This is a genomic window from Alkalicoccus luteus, assembly GCF_012034335.1.
Lineage (GTDB): Bacteria > Bacillota > Bacilli > Bacillales > Salisediminibacteriaceae > Alkalicoccus > Alkalicoccus luteus_A.
Map to the genome: position 1 here is coordinate 15096 of NZ_JAATHJ010000039.1, position 18164 is coordinate 33259.

At 52.5% G+C, this 18164-nt stretch carries 21 protein-coding genes and 1 riboswitch; all 21 genes read right to left on the bottom strand.

What is annotated here, in order from left to right; all coding sequences use genetic code 11:
• Positions 1–2: 2 nt before the first annotated feature.
• The 21 genes from HCN83_RS16370 to HCN83_RS16470 all read right to left on the bottom strand — a co-directional run bounded on the left by HCN83_RS16370 (position 3) and on the right by HCN83_RS16470 (position 17763).
• Positions 3–776 carry a hypothetical protein gene (locus HCN83_RS16370; protein ID WP_168009245.1) on the bottom strand — a complete coding sequence of 258 codons (774 nt, stop codon included), beginning with the start codon at positions 774–776 and terminating at the stop codon, positions 3–5.
• A complete protein-coding gene (locus HCN83_RS16375; RefSeq protein WP_168009246.1) occupies positions 773–1540 on the bottom strand; it encodes an enoyl-CoA hydratase-related protein in 768 nt (255 codons plus the stop codon). The genes HCN83_RS16370 and HCN83_RS16375 overlap by 4 nt, the downstream gene beginning before the upstream one ends.
• 10 nt (positions 1541–1550) lie before the next feature.
• The gene (locus HCN83_RS16380; RefSeq protein WP_168009247.1) at positions 1551–2495 is read right to left on the bottom strand and encodes a fumarylacetoacetate hydrolase family protein; all 945 of its coding nucleotides are present in this window, start codon (positions 2493–2495) and stop codon (positions 1551–1553) included.
• Between the two features lie 34 nt (positions 2496–2529).
• Positions 2530–3078 carry an NADPH-dependent FMN reductase gene (locus HCN83_RS16385; protein ID WP_168009248.1) on the bottom strand — a complete coding sequence of 183 codons (549 nt, stop codon included), beginning with the start codon at positions 3076–3078 and terminating at the stop codon, positions 2530–2532.
• 1 nt (position 3079) lies between these two features.
• Complete coding sequence (locus HCN83_RS16390) at positions 3080–3745, bottom strand: alpha/beta fold hydrolase (RefSeq protein ID WP_168009249.1); 666 nt, start codon at positions 3743–3745, stop codon at positions 3080–3082.
• Positions 3746–4474: a FadR/GntR family transcriptional regulator gene (locus HCN83_RS16395; protein ID WP_168009250.1), complete on the bottom strand. Its 729-nt coding sequence runs from the start codon at positions 4472–4474 to the stop codon at positions 3746–3748.
• 70 nt (positions 4475–4544) lie between these two features.
• Positions 4545–5423, bottom strand: coding sequence for a VOC family protein (locus HCN83_RS16400; RefSeq protein ID WP_168009251.1), 879 nt, complete (start codon positions 5421–5423; stop codon positions 4545–4547).
• Positions 5424–5753: 330 nt separating this feature from the next.
• Entirely contained in the window at positions 5754–6221 is a 468-nt protein-coding gene (locus tag HCN83_RS16405) for an S-ribosylhomocysteine lyase (RefSeq protein ID WP_168009252.1), read from the bottom strand.
• 71 nt (positions 6222–6292) lie between these two features.
• Entirely contained in the window at positions 6293–6457 is a 165-nt protein-coding gene (locus HCN83_RS16410; protein WP_168009253.1) for a hypothetical protein, read from the bottom strand.
• A gap of 162 nt (positions 6458–6619) precedes the next feature.
• On the bottom strand, positions 6620–6988 hold the full coding sequence (locus HCN83_RS16415; protein ID WP_168009255.1) for a bifunctional adenosylcobinamide kinase/adenosylcobinamide-phosphate guanylyltransferase: 369 nt from the start codon (positions 6986–6988) through the stop codon (positions 6620–6622).
• Positions 6910–7551, bottom strand: a complete 642-nt coding sequence (locus HCN83_RS16420; protein WP_168009257.1) for a histidine phosphatase family protein — start codon at positions 7549–7551, stop codon at positions 6910–6912. Before HCN83_RS16420 ends, HCN83_RS16415 begins: the two co-directional genes overlap by 79 nt.
• Positions 7503–8258 carry an adenosylcobinamide-GDP ribazoletransferase gene (gene cobS, locus HCN83_RS16425; RefSeq protein ID WP_168009259.1) on the bottom strand — a complete coding sequence of 252 codons (756 nt, stop codon included), beginning with the start codon at positions 8256–8258 and terminating at the stop codon, positions 7503–7505. Before cobS ends, HCN83_RS16420 begins: the two co-directional genes overlap by 49 nt.
• Complete coding sequence (locus HCN83_RS16430; RefSeq protein WP_168009260.1) at positions 8255–8782, bottom strand: bifunctional adenosylcobinamide kinase/adenosylcobinamide-phosphate guanylyltransferase; 528 nt, start codon at positions 8780–8782, stop codon at positions 8255–8257. Before HCN83_RS16430 ends, cobS begins: the two co-directional genes overlap by 4 nt.
• Complete coding sequence (locus HCN83_RS16435) at positions 8764–9828, bottom strand: pyridoxal phosphate-dependent aminotransferase (RefSeq protein ID WP_168009262.1); 1065 nt, start codon at positions 9826–9828, stop codon at positions 8764–8766. Before HCN83_RS16435 ends, HCN83_RS16430 begins: the two co-directional genes overlap by 19 nt.
• Positions 9829–10788: an adenosylcobinamide-phosphate synthase CbiB gene (cbiB, locus tag HCN83_RS16440; RefSeq protein ID WP_168009264.1), complete on the bottom strand. Its 960-nt coding sequence runs from the start codon at positions 10786–10788 to the stop codon at positions 9829–9831.
• Positions 10785–12254, bottom strand: coding sequence for an adenosylcobinamide amidohydrolase (locus HCN83_RS16445; RefSeq protein ID WP_168009266.1), 1470 nt, complete (start codon positions 12252–12254; stop codon positions 10785–10787). The genes cbiB and HCN83_RS16445 overlap by 4 nt, the downstream gene beginning before the upstream one ends.
• Positions 12251–13300 carry a FecCD family ABC transporter permease gene (locus HCN83_RS16450; protein WP_168009268.1) on the bottom strand — a complete coding sequence of 350 codons (1050 nt, stop codon included), beginning with the start codon at positions 13298–13300 and terminating at the stop codon, positions 12251–12253. Before HCN83_RS16450 ends, HCN83_RS16445 begins: the two co-directional genes overlap by 4 nt.
• Positions 13287–14348: an ABC transporter substrate-binding protein gene (locus tag HCN83_RS16455; RefSeq protein ID WP_168009270.1), complete on the bottom strand. Its 1062-nt coding sequence runs from the start codon at positions 14346–14348 to the stop codon at positions 13287–13289. The genes HCN83_RS16450 and HCN83_RS16455 overlap by 14 nt, the downstream gene beginning before the upstream one ends.
• Before the next feature lie 144 nt (positions 14349–14492).
• Positions 14493–14670, bottom strand: a riboswitch (cobalamin riboswitch).
• 63 nt (positions 14671–14733) lie between these two features.
• Positions 14734–15747: a nicotinate-nucleotide--dimethylbenzimidazole phosphoribosyltransferase gene (gene cobT / locus HCN83_RS16460; protein WP_168009272.1), complete on the bottom strand. Its 1014-nt coding sequence runs from the start codon at positions 15745–15747 to the stop codon at positions 14734–14736.
• Positions 15734–17227: a cobyric acid synthase gene (locus tag HCN83_RS16465; protein WP_168009274.1), complete on the bottom strand. Its 1494-nt coding sequence runs from the start codon at positions 17225–17227 to the stop codon at positions 15734–15736. The genes cobT and HCN83_RS16465 overlap by 14 nt, the downstream gene beginning before the upstream one ends.
• Positions 17227–17763 carry a cob(I)yrinic acid a,c-diamide adenosyltransferase gene (locus HCN83_RS16470; RefSeq protein WP_168009276.1) on the bottom strand — a complete coding sequence of 179 codons (537 nt, stop codon included), beginning with the start codon at positions 17761–17763 and terminating at the stop codon, positions 17227–17229. The genes HCN83_RS16465 and HCN83_RS16470 overlap by 1 nt, the downstream gene beginning before the upstream one ends.
• Between the last annotated feature and the right edge of the window lie 401 nt (positions 17764–18164).

Here is an 18164-nt window from a genome sequence, read left to right on the forward strand (position 1 = left end):
CTCTAAGCATTATCGATTATGATTCTTTTCCACTTTACGTGCACTGTGCAAATCATGCCGAGCTGCGTTCGCACTGCTTGTTCGAGATGCTTTTTCCAGAATGCTATATCTGCGATGGTGACCTCCTGGCTCGTCGAAATCTGAACGGCAATCTGTTCAAAGCCGGTTTGAATCTGCTCGAGCCTGATACCTGGATGCTCATGAATTCTGGTCATATCCTTTAAGCACTTTGGGGAGATGACAATCCGGTCTTTGCCCGTGTAAACCGGTTTGACTACCAGTACTTCCTGCTCCCGTCTGCGCAGCCGGATTAGGAGCTTACGGAACCAGCTCCCCGCAAATGCCGTGCCGACTTCTTCCGGGAGAATCGGTATGACGTGCAGATTCCTCCCTCGCTGCTGTCCTGCATGAAGTGTTTCTTCCTCTGTCTGTATCTCGCTGATCGCGATCCATTCAGACGGATCCGGGAGATTCAGCGCTCGTAAAATGGTACGTACCATGCGTTTGGATGTCCCCAGTACGAGAAGAGACTGCAGCTCATGATCTGCCAGAGCCTGTTTGACTTCATTCCGGTGTGCTTCTGCATGAAACACAGCCCGCTTTACTGCAGCAAGCAGAAGCTGCTCATTTTTAGCTGACCGCCCTGCAAGCCGCCTGCCTTCTTTGATCAGCAGGCCGTCATCGATAATCGCAGCGGCTCCTGTCTGCTCGGCTACTTCGGTTGCGCGGTGGCTTTTTCCTGTGCCGCTTTTTCCATAGAGCCCGTAGATCTTCACGACCGCCTTCTCCTCGAAGGAAAATCAGGAGCACGCTTCTCCATAAAGGCCCGGCATCCTTCCTGAAAATCTGTTTCGTCTGCATAGCGAAACGTTCCGTATGCTTCCGGTGCAAAAAGGGCATCTACAGAGCCTTTTGACAGCTTCGTAATACTTGCGGCTAATTCCAGCGCCTCTTTATCGAGTGCTTCACGGTCCACGATTCGATTCAGCAGTCCAAGCCTTGCAGCTGTTTCATGGCCGTAAATCTCACTCATAAGCAGCAGCTCTTTTGTACGGTGCGGACCGAGAAAACGATCGATTCTTCCGAGAAATTCCGTTCCGAGCCGGATTCCGAGCTTAGCAACCGGTATTCCCATCTTTGTATGCTTTGTGCCGAGTCGGAGAGAGAAGGTAAGCGCAAGAATAAATCCAGCTCCATACACAGGTCCGTCAATCGCTCCAATCACCGGCAGCTTCAGCTTTTCAAACGAAGCGATCGTACTTTCCATCGTTCGAAACGCATTATCCGCCTCTTCCGTTGACATTGCTGCAAACTCCTTAATGTCTGAACCGGCTGTGAAATTACCCGGGACCCCGCGAACAACAACCACTTTATTTTTTGGATTCCCCTGGATCTCCTCAACCGTTCTCCCAAGTTCCTTCCACATCGCCGTTGTCAGTGCATTTCTTGCCTCAGGCCGGCTGATCGTGACCACTGCAATCCCGGCGCCCTCCTGCAACGTGATTTTCCCATCAGGTGCTCGTTTAATTACGATACGCACAGCGCACCTCCTAGCTTAAAAACGTTACGCGGTTCGTCTGCTTACCCAGATCAATAGTGCCGTCACTGCTCTTAATTTCACTTGTGATAACGTCTCCGTCATTTAAATAATGCTCATTTGTTTCCTGGCTTTTGTTTAAGGTTGCCATTTTTTTATCCATTTTTTCAAATGGGTTTAACAGTTCATTCATTTCATCCGGGGAAAGCTTCAGGGCGACGCCGCCCGGTGTTCCTGTCATCAGCAGATCCCCCGGCCAGAAATCCATCATGCCGGAAAGCTCAACCAGCGTCTCCTCCGGCTTGTAGAGAAGCTGAAAAGAATTAGCCTGCTGCCGTGTTTCTCCGTTTACTTTCAGCGTCAGCTCCAGATCGTGCACCTTTTCTGCTTCGTCTTTATCAAACAGATACAGCACTGGTCCGGTCGGACAAAACGTGCGGAAGCTTTTCCCTTTGTACCACTGGTTTTCGGCGAACTGGATGTCCCGTGAGGAGATATCATTGGTGATGACAAAGCCAGCGATGTAGTCGCCCAGCGCGCTGAAATCTTCCGGGAGCTTTTTATCCAGTTTTTTCCCAAACACGAGTCCCAGCTCAATTTCATAATCGAGCAGCGTGACGTGGGCAGGGCTCTCGATATCCGTATCCGGGGCTGCGATAGAGCTTGCTGCTTTCGTGAAGATCAGATTGAATGGCGGACGCCTGGCATCCAGACCGCCTTCTTCCCGGTGTGAAGAATAGTTGGCCCCCTGGCAGACGATCTGAGCGGGAGTTGTAACAGGACTGAGCAGTGTGACATGCTCCGGATTGACTGGATTCCCAGCCGGCTCTGCCTGCTTGGCTCCATGCTCTAAAAACGCAGCCAGCGTCTCAAACTGACCGGCTGGAAATATTCCCTCCTCCGTCAGCAGTCCCCAGTGAATTCCATCATGTTCATAGCGTACGATTCGTTTTCCCATACTGCATCCTCCTTCAGACTATTATTGGCAGCCGTTACAGTGCCGGCTCCGCTTTTGCGAACGTTTCAAAGTTCTTCATAACTGAATCAAGAAAATCGACCGTGCCGGTATCGGTAATTGAGCCGTCTTCTCCCAGTTTCTGATGCACACCGCCGATGAACACTTCGTTGCCCGGCAGCACTCTCGCACTCATACCAGGTGCAGCCAGAATTTGCCGCAGGTGCATCTGACAACGGACGGTACCGAGAAAACCCGGGCTTGCTCCAACGATAAGAACGGGTTTTCCTGTCAGCACCTTGTCCACTCGTGAAAGCCAGTCGAGCGCATTTTTCAGCATCCCAGGGACAGAATGGTTATACTCAGGAGTCACGATGATCACCGCATCGCTGTCCTTAATCTGCTGTTTGAACGCTGCGACTTCATCAGACGGTGTCTCTTCCGTGTCCTGATCGAAATAAGGCAGTTTTTCAAGCTCCGGCATCGTCATCCGGAACGTGTCTGCGTACCGTTCTTTCATAAAATCTGCGATCTTCCGATTGAATGATTCTTTTCGAATGCTGCCGACAAGGACAGTCGTTTGCATATTATATAAGCTCCTTTCGTTCTTGCAGCCAGCTGAGAATAGCCTCCGCCGTTTCGTCCGGCTTTTCCAGCATCACATAATGGCCGCTTCCTTCAATGACTTTCACATCCGCATCTGGCTTGACGCCAAGGACTTTTTCTTCCGCATGCTCCGGCAGAAGTCTGTCTTCACTGCCGTAGATGAACAAAACCGGAACCTTCAGCTGCTCGAGCCGGCTCCACCCGCTGCTGTAATCCGTACACGCTTTAAAGTCGATATATGCCTGTTTCGGCGAGCCTCCGTACGTATCCACCTTCTCTTCCTCTAGCAGCTCTTCATCTACGTGTTTAGCGTAGGAAGCGTGAAACAGTCCGGCTGGATACGTGCCCGCTTTAAGCTTTTTGAGAACGTGCTCATGCACCGGCAGTTCAGGGTGTCCAGCAACAATGATTACGGCTGCCGGATGTCGTATGCTCGTAGCTTCCAAAGCGCAAAGGCTGCCCATCGAATGACCGATGAGTACGGTTTTATCGTCAAACGTGAGAGCTGCACTTTTTTCCTGAATCGACGTGCCCTGAGACAAGTCTGCCGCTCGAACATGAAACGGTTCCAGCTTCGGAGTAAGTCTGCGCCATTTGGAAGGGGTGCCTCCTGCACCGTGCAGCAGCATAAGATTATATGCTTTCATTTAGTTAGGTGCCTCCTTCTTCACTTCCGCTTCGTACTCCTTAAGAAGATGACTCACGGTGTGAAGCAGCGTTTCCATTCGCGCCATCGCTTCATCTTCCTTGCCTTCAATCACCGCAGTCATCACATCCCGATGCAGATCCAGCGCCATCTTTCTGCTGTTATCCCCTGCACGCTGCAACATTCTCATTGTCGTGTGCCGGCTTTGATAAAGACCTTCCTGAAGCGTTTGAATCAGGCTTTGCATCAGTTCATTATGGGAGGCGTGCAGAATTGCTTCGTGAAACGCCGCATCCGCCTCCACCCAGTCATCTTCATTATCCACCGACTGCTCCAACAGATCGAACCGGTGCCGGATCGTGGCAATATCTTCTTCATCGGCGTTTTTCGCTGCCAGCTTTACAGCCGCCGGTTCCATTGCCAGACGTACTTCTGTCAGCTGCATCAAAAACGACTGATTTTCTTCCGCTGCTGCAGCCCAGGAAATAATATCCGGGTCCCACCAGAGCCAAGCTTCCCGGTCCCGGACTACCGTTCCGGTCCGCGTAGAAGATTCGATCAGCCGTCTGGCGCTGAGACCTTTCATCGTCTCTCTTACCACCGTCCGGCTGACGCCCTTCATTTCACTCAGCGTTTCTACTTTAGGCAGCAGCTCTCCAGGCTTGCGCTCCCCCTGAACAATACTGCTGCCAAGCTCATGCAATAGCTGCTCACTTAAATTTTTTGGCATAGACTCCACTCTCCTCCTGAATCAGTACGTTCAGCATAAGCTGAAAGGCGCAGTATGTGAAGTCCTGAAGCTAAACGAGCGCTTTCTCAAAATCGACGCCCCAGAGAGACAGGCACTCATCCGTGCTCCATACCTTTGGCTTTTGCGGGAAATCGCGATGCCACGGGCGCGGATCAAAAATACCGAGCTCCTTAATGAAAACATCTCCGTCTGTAAACAGTTCTATCAGGTTTCCTTCCGGATCATAGTGATAGCAGGCAATGTTATGCCCCGCACCATGCCGGGAAGGCCCCCACTCCAGATGGACACCGTTCAGGCGCATAAAATCAAGTGTTTCCACGAGGTGATTGTAGCTTCGAAGCTCCAGTGCCAGATGGTGCATCCCCTTCGTTTCCGAGGTAAAGAAATTGAGAACGTGATGATCGCAATTGCAGGTCATAAAACCGAAAAAGTCTTCAATCCAATCGGTGTTGTAAAAGCCGAGTTTTTCGTAAAACGCAACCTGCTTTTTCGCATCAGACACCCGAATCGACAAGTGCCCTACCTTATTCGGACGGATCCCTTCTTTTTGAAATCCCCGTTCTTCTGCCAGATCCATTTCCGGGTAAAGCTCTACCGTATAACCATCCGGATCCTTGAACTGCAGGGCTTCTTTCACCCCCGGAGCCGGATCATGCAGCAGATCCGCTTCGATATCAAGTGACTTGAGGTGATCTTTTACATCATTGATGCTGCCGTCTGCTGTGTACTGAAAACCAAATTTGCTGATGCCGCTTTCCGTCGACTCTTTCAAAATAATGTTATGATGATCCGTCGAGCTGCTAAAGTAAGCGCTTCCATTTTTTTCATCAGTTAATCGAAAACCTACAATGGACTCATAATACGTTTTCATGGCCTGAAGATCCTGAACTTTGAACTCTACGTAACCGAGCTTAAACACATTCAGCATGGCTATGCTCCTCCTCTTTATGAAGTTGGATTAATAATATAATATTATTAATATTTCGTCAACGCATATGCATAAAACGTTACGTGAGCTATAAAGAAGGCTCTGATCAGGACTGGTGCTGACAGAAATAACGGTGAGGCTCCTCTTTCCGCGGGCATCTGTCCTGCATTCGCTTTCCCTGCAGGAAAGAGAAAGTACAAAACGATTTCTGCCGAAGCACTACGCAGCGGGGGCTTGCCGCGGTGCAGTGACGTTTTTCTACTATCAACATTGAACAGAGCTAAAAAAAAGACGCGGGCTGCAGCAGCCGCACGTCTGTCTCATCTTAATTTAAGACTCTTTAAAAATGGTTGACCATTCGTTTCTTCGTTCCAGCATGGCAGAAGCAATTTCTTTTGCTCCTTCGAGGGAGTGCGAGGCTGCCCATCCGCACTGAACTTCGTTGCAGCCCGGAACTTCATCTGCCTTTAAAACATCATGCAGCGTTTTTTCCACAAGCTCCAGCACTCCGTCATAATGATCATCGTTAATCAGACTCAGATAAAAACCTGTCTGACAGCCCATCGGTGAAACGTCGACGATCCGCTCGTGATGATTACGGCTGAACTCAGCCATCATGTGCTCGAGTGAATGCAAGCCGGGCATATCCATATGTTCTTCGTTTGGCTGGCAGAAGCGGATGTCATACTTATAAATCGTATCGTTCGTTCCCTCTACTTTTCCTGCCAGGCGGATATACGGTGCATCTACTTTCGTGTGGTCCAGATTAAAGCTTTCCACATTCATTTTCTGTGCCATCGTGCCCCTCCTTTAAACAATCGTTGGTGACAGTGTATCATGTTTTCCTACTTGACTCGAATACTGTGGCGTCAACCGGCGAGGATCAGCCAGAGAACCGTCAGCAGAATCGCCTGGAAAAACGTCAGCTGTAAATCTTTTTTCCACGGCCGTTTTGTAACAAACACCATCGCCCGCAGCAGCGCAAACAGAATCAGCCAGAAAATAAGAACGAGCAGGATATAATTCAGGATCATTTGTCTCCCCCCTGCCTTCCATTTTACACAGGAAGACGTCCGTCTGCGAGCACCAAAAAGATTCCTCTCCGTCAGTGGGAAGGCATCTTCAGTGTTCGTTTACGTCAGAGTAGCTACGCTTTATCAAACATGTTATCTGTAATCATGATGAACTATTCCAGTTTATGGTTTCCTTCGATCAACAAGCCCGTGCCAGGCATAGTCAACCGTTTCTGCTGCGGCCACCAGCTTCCGGGCAAGCCGGCCGTTCTCATCGCGCAGTCTGCGGTCCGAAGATTCTGCCGGCACAATCCCATTGCCCATTTCTTCCAGAATCACAACAAGGTGCGTTCGTTCAGCAAGCGTGTGGAGCCAGCTCAACACCTCTTCGGAACTTCGACCTTCGCGCAAAAGCATTTCACAGTTATCAACAATCGTAACAGCTGACCCGCTTAAATTGTCTGAGCCGGCTTTTACCCATTCTGCTTCGGGGTAGCTTCCAGCGGCATGCTCCCTTTTTCCAGCGTAGGCACCGCCGATAATGATGTGCATATCCACCCTTCTTTCTGTCGGCTGAGTGTGAGGCGGAAGGCACCGCCATGCCGTACTTTATACTGCCAAAGATGTTCAGCTGCACCGGTCAGCATGAGCAGCGTGCGGATCACGCCGCCGTGCGTAACAGCAACGACACGCTCCGGCTCGCGCTCGAGCATATCGGTGTACCAGCCGGCGACACGCTCCTTCAGATCATTCCACGATTCGCCTCCAGGGGGCCTCCTCGTGACAGGATCATCTACCCAGCTCCGGTATGCGCTGAGGTGCTTCAGCTGTTCATATGTGTGCATCTCCCATTCTCCAAAATGCATTTCACGAAGCCGTTCATCAAACTGCGGTGTTAATTCGAGCGCTTCAGCAGTCTGACGGCAGCGAAGCAGATCACTTGCGTGCACCTCCTGCCAATCTGCGGCACCGAGAAGCTCTTTTAACTCCTCCAGCGTTTTCTTCGCCTGTGACGACACGGGTTCATCTGTCCAGCCCAAATACTGCTTGGCCAGATTTGCTTCAGTTACACCATGACGAACAATGTCCAAATGAATAGTACGGTTAGTATCCATAGTTCCCCTCCTTCGATCGAAGCCCCAGCGAGATCTCCGTTAATTCCGTTAAAATGCTTCAAATACCAGCCGCGAACACACACGCAGAAAAGCAGCAGCGCTGCACCGGCTGCGATTCCTGCTGTTCCCGCTGCAAAACAGGCGGCAGCCAGCGGCAGAGCCGCTATCCAGGCGTCGACTGGTTTCGTATGCTGCTTCCAGACTGCGGCAAGGCCGTCAGCGTGCGCTGTTTTCGTAAAAACGAGCAAGTAGACAGCAGCCATTCTGCCGGCTGAGGGGATAAGCAGGAACAGCCATGGATTCATACCGGCCGTCAGCAGCTCATAAATCAGAAGCAGCTTCCAGAGAAGCAGTACGATGACGCTTACCATGCCGAAGCTGCCGACCCGGGGGTCCTGCATAATTTCCCATTTACGATCGAGCGGCGCATTGGAACCGACCGCATCAAAGGTGTCCATCCAGCCATCCAGATGCAGAGCTCCGCTGATCCAGATGAAATAGGTGAGGATAAGCGCTGCTGTGACCGCTGACGAGGTGACATTCTGGGAGGCAAGAGCGGCAGCGGGCAGACCGATCAGCAACCCGATCAACGGGTAAAAACGGAGCGCCCACCTGGCTGACGCTTCATTCCAGTCTGCCTGAACCGGCACGGGCACCCTCGTTAAAAACTGCATCGTTAAAATAAATCCATGCGCTGCCTGCTTCACAGTGACTTCCCCTTCCAGCAGACAGGTATACCTGCCTGCAGTTGATACACATTATCTGCACGCTTTGCGAGCAGCCGGTGGCCGGCTTCCAGCACCTTTACATAGCGGTGTACCTCAACGGAATCCGGCAGCACCGCTTCATTGACATCGTTGGATACAATCGTCAGCAGCAGCTCCCGGCGCCTCGCTTCGTCAAGAAAGGCCTCCAGCGCATCTGCGACTTGTTGCTCGGAGTAATGCTCCTGATACAACAGATTCGCCGTCCAGATCGTCAGGCAGTCCAGCAGCACGGCCCCTTGTTCCGGAAGCACATCGAGCAGATTCACCGGTTCCTCCGTCAGCTGAAAACGGCTGTTTCGATCCTCGCGGTGTTTGGTTATCCGACTTTCCATCTCAGCATCTGTTACTCGTGCTGTCGCCAGATAAACGGGATGTTCCTTTTGAGTCAGGACGAATTGTTCTGCCCAGTCGCTTTTTCCTGATCTCGCTCCTCCGCTGATAAACGTCAGTACATGTCTGCCCACTTCTGCAGCACCTCCATCAGTCGCCTGTTATCTTTCCGGGTGCGGACGGCGAGCCGAAGCGCCCGTCCGTCCAATCCTCGAAAGCTGTATGTATGACGGGCAGCAATGCCGCTTTCAGCCAGGAAAGCGAGCAGCGGTTCGTGATCCGAAAGCAAAGAATCCTGAAGCAGATAATAGTTGACGCTCGTATCCGACATGGTAAAGTTCTGCGGAAGCTGCTCCCGGATCCACTGCAGTTCGTCCTGCAGCCAGAAGCGCGTTTTGCGAACAAAAGCCTCTTCCTCCATCATGCTTTTAAGCAGCGTTTCGCTGATCGTATTGACGCTCCACGGAACCTGCCTCTCCCTCATAATGCCGGCAAGAGTCTCCCCCGACAGAGCGAAGCCGCAGCGAAGCCCTGGAACGGCAAACATTTTCGTCATGGAGCGGAGCAAAATGAGCTTATCGTGCTGAGGAAGCAGATCATTCAGCTTCTCATATTCAGGCAGAAAATCAACGAACGCTTCGTCCACAATGATTGCCGTATTCGGAAGATCCTTCAGCAGCTGCCGGACATCCCGTTTGGCGAGCGTCACTCCGCTCGGATTATGAGGGCGGTTTAAAAACAGCATATCAGCCCCCGTTTCTGTCACTGCCTGCACCAGCCTGTCAGAGATCCCTCTCTCCACGGCGCCGTCAACTGTATGAACGTGAATCCCGTAATGAGCGCAGGCCCGCCGATATTCACTAAAGGCCGGCTCGGCAATCACTGCTTTCCCGCCGGCTTTCAGTGAGGCAGCGAGGAACACAGCCTCTGCTCCACCGTTCGTTACACATACATGCTCCGGTTCCACCTGCTCTGCAGCAGCGATTTTGCTGCGGCAAGCTGTATACGACGGATCCGGATAGCGATCCGTTTCTGACAGCGCTTGCACTGCTGTTTCCAGCATTCCATCCGGTGGACCGAGTGGATTGATATTCGCGCTGAAATCCAGCCACTGCGATTCAACTGAACGATACACCGATAAGTAATTCGGCTGCCCGCCGTGATCCGGCCACTTCACCATTTACCTTCCTCCTAACCATACTACCATCATCAGACCTGCAGCTGCTCCAAACAATGAGGCACCATATAAAATCCGGACAGCGGGTTTTATGTCGCTTTTCTCAAGCTTTTTTGAGCCCGGTCCCATGACTGCACGATGTGAGATCTGACCGCGATAATAGTTATTGCCTCCGAGCTGCACGCCTAAGAATCCGGCCATAAACGCTTCGGACCACCCGCTGTTTGGACTCGGATGCTTCCGTGCATCCTGCAGGGCCCAGCGGAACCCCTTCCCTGCACGTTTAGGACTTATCAGCGTGGCAGCGCCGGCCATTAAGAAAAGCGTCAGTCTGGCCGGCAGCCAGTTGGCTGCATCGTCCAGCCTGGCGGAGGCCCAGCCAAAAGCTGCATACTCTTCGCTGCGGTACCCGACCAAGGAATCGAGCGTGTTCACGGCTCGATAAGCCATCGCAAGCGGCGGCCCGCCGATAAACGCATAAAACAGTGGAGCGGTCACGCCGTCCACTGTGTTCTCTGCAACTGTTTCCACTGTTCCCCGGACGATCTCCGCTTCGTTCAGCCGCTCCGTGTCGCGCCCGACAATCATTGAGAGTGACCGGCGCGCTGCCGGTAAATCACCTTTAAAAAGCGGGACTGCCACCGCGTCGGCAGCTTCTTTCAGCCCCCGGCAGGCGATGGTGGAAGCCGTCATGAAGGTGCCTGCTGCAATCGCAGCGAACGGATGCAGCAGCCAGGCAGCGTAAAGGATGCCTGCCGAAACGAGCCAGACGGCAGCTGGCACGGTTACAGCAAGCAGCACACCCTTCCGCCTTCTGGCATGCTCCGGTCCGTGGTTCAAGTGCCGGGTGCCAAATGCGATCAGGCGGCCCATCCCCGATACCGGATGCGGCAGACGCTTGGGATCCCCAATCACCCAGTCAACGAGAAGCGCCGCCGCGGCCGTCCACCCCGGGATGATCATGCGTGAGTCTCCTTCCAACGCCTGTCCGCCCGCACCGCTTCTTTCGTCGCTTCATAGACAATGCGGCCGATCCCCCGTCCAACAGGCGTTCCGGATCCCGCATAAGGCGTCCGTTTCCCCTGCTGGGTCGCGGCGATAACGAGCGCATCCGTAGAAGTGCTTGTAGCAGGGGTTCCAGTTTGAGGATCACGAACATCTTCATCCCGCAGTGCCTGCACCTTCGCTTCTACTGCAGACATGCACGCATTAACGAGTGCTCCATCCGTCAAGTTCGCATCTACTGCCAGGAAGGTGTTAATCGTCCCGATTTTTTCCCGCTCCAATTCCGGACCGTCGTAGGTTATATCGACCGCGTTTCCGGTGCCTGCCGTCACGACAGCGGTGAACGCGATACCGTTGATGGTTTCTTTTCGAATCACGGCCATTTCTGTTTTCACAGCGGTCATCAGGCCAATCGACTGTTCGACCGGCAGACTGCGTTTTTCCAGCCACGCTTTCATGTCGGCTTCCGGAGTGCGGCTGCTGTATTGTTTGTCGACGTGAAAATTTGCAATGTGGCGAATCCATTGAATCCCTTCCCCGGCCACCCCGTTGGAAATTGTCCGCAGCGGCTTCGGACTTGAAATTTTGACCAGGTTCCGATCAGCTTCCACGGTGACGCTTTCGTGAAGGGATATGACAGATTCATCCTGCTTTTTCGGGTTCATGAGCAGCTGCGGCCGCGGCAGCGTCGGGTGAGACTGCGTCCAGGTTTCTACTCCGTAAATACTGGATAGACGTTCTGAACGGCGCATGATATCGACCGGCCCCGTTTCCTGCAGCTTTCCTTCATGAATAAGTCCGACGCGGTCACAGTAAAGGGCCGCAATGTTTAAATCGTGCAAAATCGCAAATACGGTTAGTCCCTGCGTTTTCTGCCGCTCTTTTAATACGTTCAGCATGTCAAACGTGTGCCGAATATCCAGGTGATTCGTCGGTTCATCCAGCAGCAGCACCTCCGGCTCCTGTACGAGGGCCTTGGCGAGCAGCACCCGCTGCTTTTCACCTCCGCTTAACCGGAAGAACGACGTATCCCGAAACCTTTCCGTGTCGGTGAGCGCCATAATTTCATCGATAAGCGCCCTGTCTTCCCGGCTCAGCATTTTAAAAAGTCCTTTTTGAAAGGCATATCGGCCGAGCCGGATCACTTCCTCGACCGTAAAATCGAATGAGACATTTGTTTCCTGTGTAAGAACGGCAATTTTTCTGGCACGCTGAACTGGAGACATCGTTAACAGCGAAGCACCCTGAAGCGATACATCACCAGTTTCAGGTTTAAGGGAGCCGCTGACAAGCTTGAACAGCGTCGTCTTCCCGCTGCCGTTGGGACCGAGCAGGCCGAAAAACTCTCCCTGTTTAATATGAAGGTTCATCGATTCGATGATTGGAGGGCCGCCGTAGCCGCCGCTCAGTCCGGTAATGTTCATGCCAGCTTCTTCCCCTTTCCGATGCGGTTTCTAATAAGCAGAAACGCAAACATTGGTGCGCCGATCAGCGCTGTAATCACACCTATTGGCAGTTCCTTTGGTGCAATAATCGTTCTTGCCGTGATATCTGCAAAGATTAAGAAGGCCCCTCCGATAATCATGGAAATTGGCAGTACGTGCCGATGATCCGGGCCGGTAACGAGCCGCACGAGGTGCGGGATGACCAGACCGACAAAGCCGATTGTCCCTGATACAGCAACAGCTGCGCCGGTCAGCAGTGACGCTCCGCCGAGAATAAACACTTTTCCACGGCCGACGTTTACACCAATATGACCGGCAGCTTCCTCTCCGAGAGCGAGCGCGTTTAAGTCCCGATAGCGGGTGACGAGCATAACGGAACCGATAATCAGGAATGGTACGATCAGCTGTACGTAGCTCCAGCCGCGCATACCGACACTTCCATACAGCCAATAAATGATCTGCGTCATTTCATCCTGGCTGCCAAGCGAGATAATCAGCGAAATGATCGAACCGATAAACGCACTGACGATAATTCCCGCAAGGATAATCGTTTCGATCGCCAAACTTCTGCTGCTGAGCTTTACAAGTCCGAACACAAGCATGAGCGTGAGAAACCCGCTCACAATCGATACAGCCGGGAGCGTAAATGCACCAAGTCCAACGATGGTGAGCTGGAAAAAGATAACGAAAACCGCACCGAGGGCCGCACCGGAGGAAACACCGATCGTATAAGGATCCGCAAGCGGGTTTCGCAGCAACCCCTGAAATGCAGCCCCGGCAAGCGCAAGCGACGCGCCAACGCAGAGGGCCAGCAGCACTCTCGGCAGCCTGATTTCCCAAATAATGGAGTACTGATTAGACGGAACATCATCCAGCAGGTGGAAGCCGATCGTTTTATCGAGAATAATATGCACAATATGCGGAACCGGGACCGTTACGCTTGAATAAAACAGTCCAAGTGTTATCGCAGCAGCAAGAAGACCGAGGCTTCCTGCATAGTAAAGCCACGCTTTATTCGAAAACATCCGGATATACAGCCTCAGCTACAGCACGAGTTCCTTCAACAAGACGCGGACCGGAGCGCGTCACGATATCACTTTGCACATCGTGTACATCCTCATTTTCTACAGCAGGAACGTCAGCCCAGCCGTCACGGTTCATCACCTCTTCTTGAGGATCTTCCACGTAATAGCCGTAAGTCGTCACAATCGTGTCCGGCTCCAGTGAAACGATTTCTTCTTCGGTCAAATTCACCCAGCCTTCATGCTCTTCCGCTGCGTTTTCCGCCCCGATCGTCTCCAGCATCTCATGCATGAAGGTGCCGGTACCAGTAGTGAAAATATCCGGGGATGGTGCTACTTCCACCCAAACGCGCTTGCGCTCTTCTTCGTCAATCGTTTCCCCGAGCTCCGCAAGCTCCTCCATGCCGCTCTCCATCTCCGCTATTAGCTCTTCTGCATTTTCTTCTGTTCCGGTAAGCATGCCGAGTGTTTCAATCGTGTCATAGGTGCCTTCAAACGATTCGGCATTCCGCACGACAACGACATCAATTCCGGCATCACGGAACTGCTCTAAAATATCATCATGACTGGAGGCGTGATAGTCCGAAACGAGGGCCATGTCAGGCTCTAAAGAAAGGATCCGTTCCACGTCCATGTCCTGAGCCCCGACATTTTCAATCTCTAGTGCCTCTTCGGGATAATTACAATACTCCGAAACCCCTACGAGTCTGTCGCCCGCGCCGATTTCAAATAATATTTCGGTGTCGCTGGGCTGCAGCGTAACAATAGTTTCCGGTTCTTCATCGATTGTCACTTCATTTCCGGCGTTATCCGTTATCGTCACCGGAAATTCGCCGGCAGTTTCATTATTCTCATTACCTTCGTCTGCTTCGTCATTCTCACTATTCGTCGCAGCTTCCTCTTCTTCTTCCACCTCATTGCTGTCTGCGGTGTTCTCATTTGCTTCCTGATTGTCCGTGTTCGTGTTCCCGTTCTCATTGTTTCCCTCTGTCCCGCATGCGCTGATGATGAGCGCGGCTGATAGCAGAAGCGGTGCCGTCATTTTTTTCATCGTTACTCCCCCATGATTATGTAGTGGAACGTAAAAAAACGCCGCCCTTCGAAGGACTGCGCTGAATAAAATGCATGAAGAGAGCCGTTTCAGATTCCCGGAAATCTCCTCGTCTGCACTTCAAACAACCTTTTTCCCGAAGGTGTTTAAATCGACAAAGAGGCAGGTCTCCTGACTTACGCATAAACGGCATCCTCACCCTTCCCGCGGAATGCAGTGGATTGTGAAATGCCTGTGCGTTTACAGTGGCGGGTCCGTGCCGGATTTACACCGGCTTCCCTTTTCATCGGCTGATGCCGACACCTCTCTGCTGACGAGCGTTACGTTTTTCAGTTCTACTTTGTATTATAGTATGGACTGCTGGAAAAAGTCTACATCTGTTCTGTCAGGCAAGGCCGATATCGGCAAACGTCGCCATTTCTTCCGTCAGCGCCTGTGCCATTTTTAGCAGCGGATAAGCAGCGGCCGCGCCGGTTCCTTCGCCGAGACGCATCCCTAGATCAAGCAGTGGTTCTCCGCCAGCTGCTTCCAGCGCCGCTGCATGACCTGCTTCTGCAGATTTGTGTCCGTAAAGAAAAAAGCGCTCTGCTCCTGGTGCAAGTTTTGCTGCGGCAATAGCGGCAACAGTTGCGATAAACCCGTCTACGAGCACCGGCTTCCGCATAGAAGCTGCCCGAATCATTGCACCTGTCATGGCTGCGATCTCCAGCCCGCCTAAATCAGCTAATATGTGAAGCGGTTCCTTCGCATCTGACCGCTTCACCGCTCGCCCGATCACCTCGATTTTATGCTTGAGCTGCTGCCCCTCTACACCTGTCCCACTGCCCGCTGCCGCTTCCGGAGAAAGTCCCTTGTACGCACACAGCAGCGCGCTGCTTGCCGTCGTATTGCCGATGCCCATGTCCCCGGGGATGATAATATCTGCCTTTGAAACTTCAACGGCGTCGGCTCCAATTTGAAGTGCCTGTTTTACTTCTGCTGTAGTCATCGCCGGTTCCTTTGCTATATTTCCGGTACCGCGACGAACGTTGCGGTTGATAGCTGCCGTATCAGTTGCATCAATCCCCACGTTATACACATAAACATCTGCTCCGATCTGTCTCGCGAGAACGTTAACCGCTGCTTTACCGGCCACAAAATTCTGCGCCATCAGCGCGGTGACTTCTGATCCGTAAAGCGAGACACCTTCAGCTGTCACCCCGTGGTCTCCTGCAAACACAAGCACCGCCGGCTTGTCTGTCTGAACCGTTCCCTGCATGCCCGCAAGCATGACAGCAAGTTCCTCCAGTCGTCCAAGGCTTCCCTGCGGCTTCGTTAACGTATCCAGATGCATCCGCATCTTTTCAGCTGCTAGTTTATCGATCTCAGGTATGTTCTCTGCCGCTTCACGCCAGTTCATCCGTTTGTCTCCCTTCGTTCATCAGCCGTTCAATCAGCTCCATATCAAGATGTGCTTCGACTGCATCGGCCAGGCGGTCAAACGCCTTCGTTTTCTCTTCTGAAACGTTCACTCTCCGGACAGGCGGGAGGGCTTTTTGACGTCTCAGGCTGTCCAGCAGGGCGTGGCGGAAGGTATCGTTATGAAAAATGTCATGCATATACGTGCCGTACACATTGTTCACTGCCGCGCTGCTGCCGTGAGACCCGCCGGATAACCACACCGGAGCTCTGTGAACGGTCTGCCCCATGTGCAATTCATACCCGGTGAGCGGATGCACCTCACGCTCCCAGTTGACGCTCGCTGACATTCGCACCGTCGTTTTCTCTGGATTCATCACCGTATACATCTCCGGGACTAAATTCAGCCCCTGACATAGTTTCAGCTCAGCATCAGCAGCTGACGGATCCTCAACGGTTTTGCCAAGCAGCTGATAGCCGCCGCAGATTCCGATGATTGGAATCTCTCCCGCTTTTTTTGCAATCGCTTTGTTCAATCCGCTCGTTCTCAAAAATTGTCCATCGGCAACCGTCGTTTTGCTGCCAGGCAGAATAAGCAAATCAGGTTCCCCTAGCTGCTCAGGCCGCTCGACGAATCGCACAGCGCAGTCCGGTTCAAACCGGAACGGGTCCAGATCCGTGTAATTGGATAGGTAAGGAAAGCGAATAACCGCAATATCGAGGTCCCTGCCAGCCGTTTCTTTCCCGTAGGATGCTAAGCCAAGCGAATCCTCTTCTTCCAGACGGAGATCCGGCAAATAAGGCATCAACCCTGCGACCGGCTTTCCGGTATACTCCTCCAGCCAGTCCAGACCCGGCTGCAGCAAAGACTGATCTCCGCGAAATTTATTAATGATGAAGCCCTTCACACGCTTTCTGTCTGCTTTACTAAGCAGCTCGAGTGTGCCAACGATCGACGCAAAGACGCCTCCCCGGTCGATATCCGCTGCAAGCAGGACTGGCGCATCAGCCATGCGGGCAATGCGCATATTCACGATTTCCCGGTCCTGCAGATTAATTTCAGCCGGACTTCCAGCTCCTTCAATCACGATTCGCTCTGTTCTGGAGGCTAGGCGGTTATAGGCATCCGTTACCGTCTGAAGTCCTTTCTCAAAGTACTGCTCCCGATATTCTGTTGCTTCCATTGCGCGAAGAACCTTGCCGTTTACAACGACCTGCGACCGGTTATAGCCGGATGGCTTGAGCAGAATCGGGTTCATGTCCGTGTCTGCTTCTATTCCGCACGCTTCGGCCTGCATGCCCTGCGCCCGGCCGATTTCAAGACCATCCGCCGTGATATACGAATTAAGGGCCATGTTTTGCGACTTAAACGGCGCTGTCTTAAAGCCCTGACGCGCAAATACGCGGCAGAGGCCAGCAGTCAGCACGCTTTTCCCAGCATCGGAATGCGTGCCTTGAATCATCAGCGGTGCTGCTTTCATTAAAATTCGATCCCTTTAATTGCCGGAATCCCCTCGTCGTAATAATGCTTCTCGGCTTCTGTGACAGAAACGAGATCAGCGGCTTCTTTTATTTTCTCATGTGCGTTTCGCCCCGTCACAAGTACGTGGACGTGCTTCAGACGGTTGATGAGAGCCGAAAGGACGTCATCGAGCGGAAGCACATCGTCGATTGGAAAAGAATCTATTGCAAGGGCGTTGTTCAGCTCATCCAGAATGACGACATCGTAGCTTCCATCCAGTGCTTCTACTGCTTTCGGCCAAGCCGCACGCAGTGCTTCACGGTGTTCTTCCGGCGTCTTTGTCCACGTAAAGCCGATGCCAAGCTGTTCTACTTCAACCCCAAGCTTTCGCAGCGAGATCGTTTCCCCATATGTACGCTCCGGCGATTTAATAAACTGCAGCATTTTTACACGCATCCCTCTACCAGCTGCCCGTACCGCCGTTCCAACAGCCGACGTCGTCTTTCCTTTTCCGTTTCCTGTCTGCACCAGCATCATGCCTCGCTGTTCTGCCATGTCAATTCCTCCTTTTTATTCAGGCAGGCTGAACACCTGCATCTGCTGCGTCCTAGTATATGCGAGTTAGCGGAATTTGCAAAGTCTGCCCCCTGAGCTGATTAGTCAAGCCAAGCCGGTGGCGGCCGTTTTGCAGCGAGGCCTCGGGGCTTGCTGCAAAAAACAACTTTCAGGCGCATGCAAAGGTAACAGAAAGCAGATAAGCCAAGCGGAAGCCCCCGGCTCAAGCTGTTCAATGACCATAAAGAAGACGGACCGATGATGATCGGTCCGTCTTTCAGAGTGTTGATAAAGTCATTTTAAGTGAATAACGTTGCATCTGCCTGTATCTGCGGACACTCGCTTTCCGGAGGGAACGGGCTCAGCTAACCGCTTCCTCCTGCTGTCGGAAGCGCTGGATC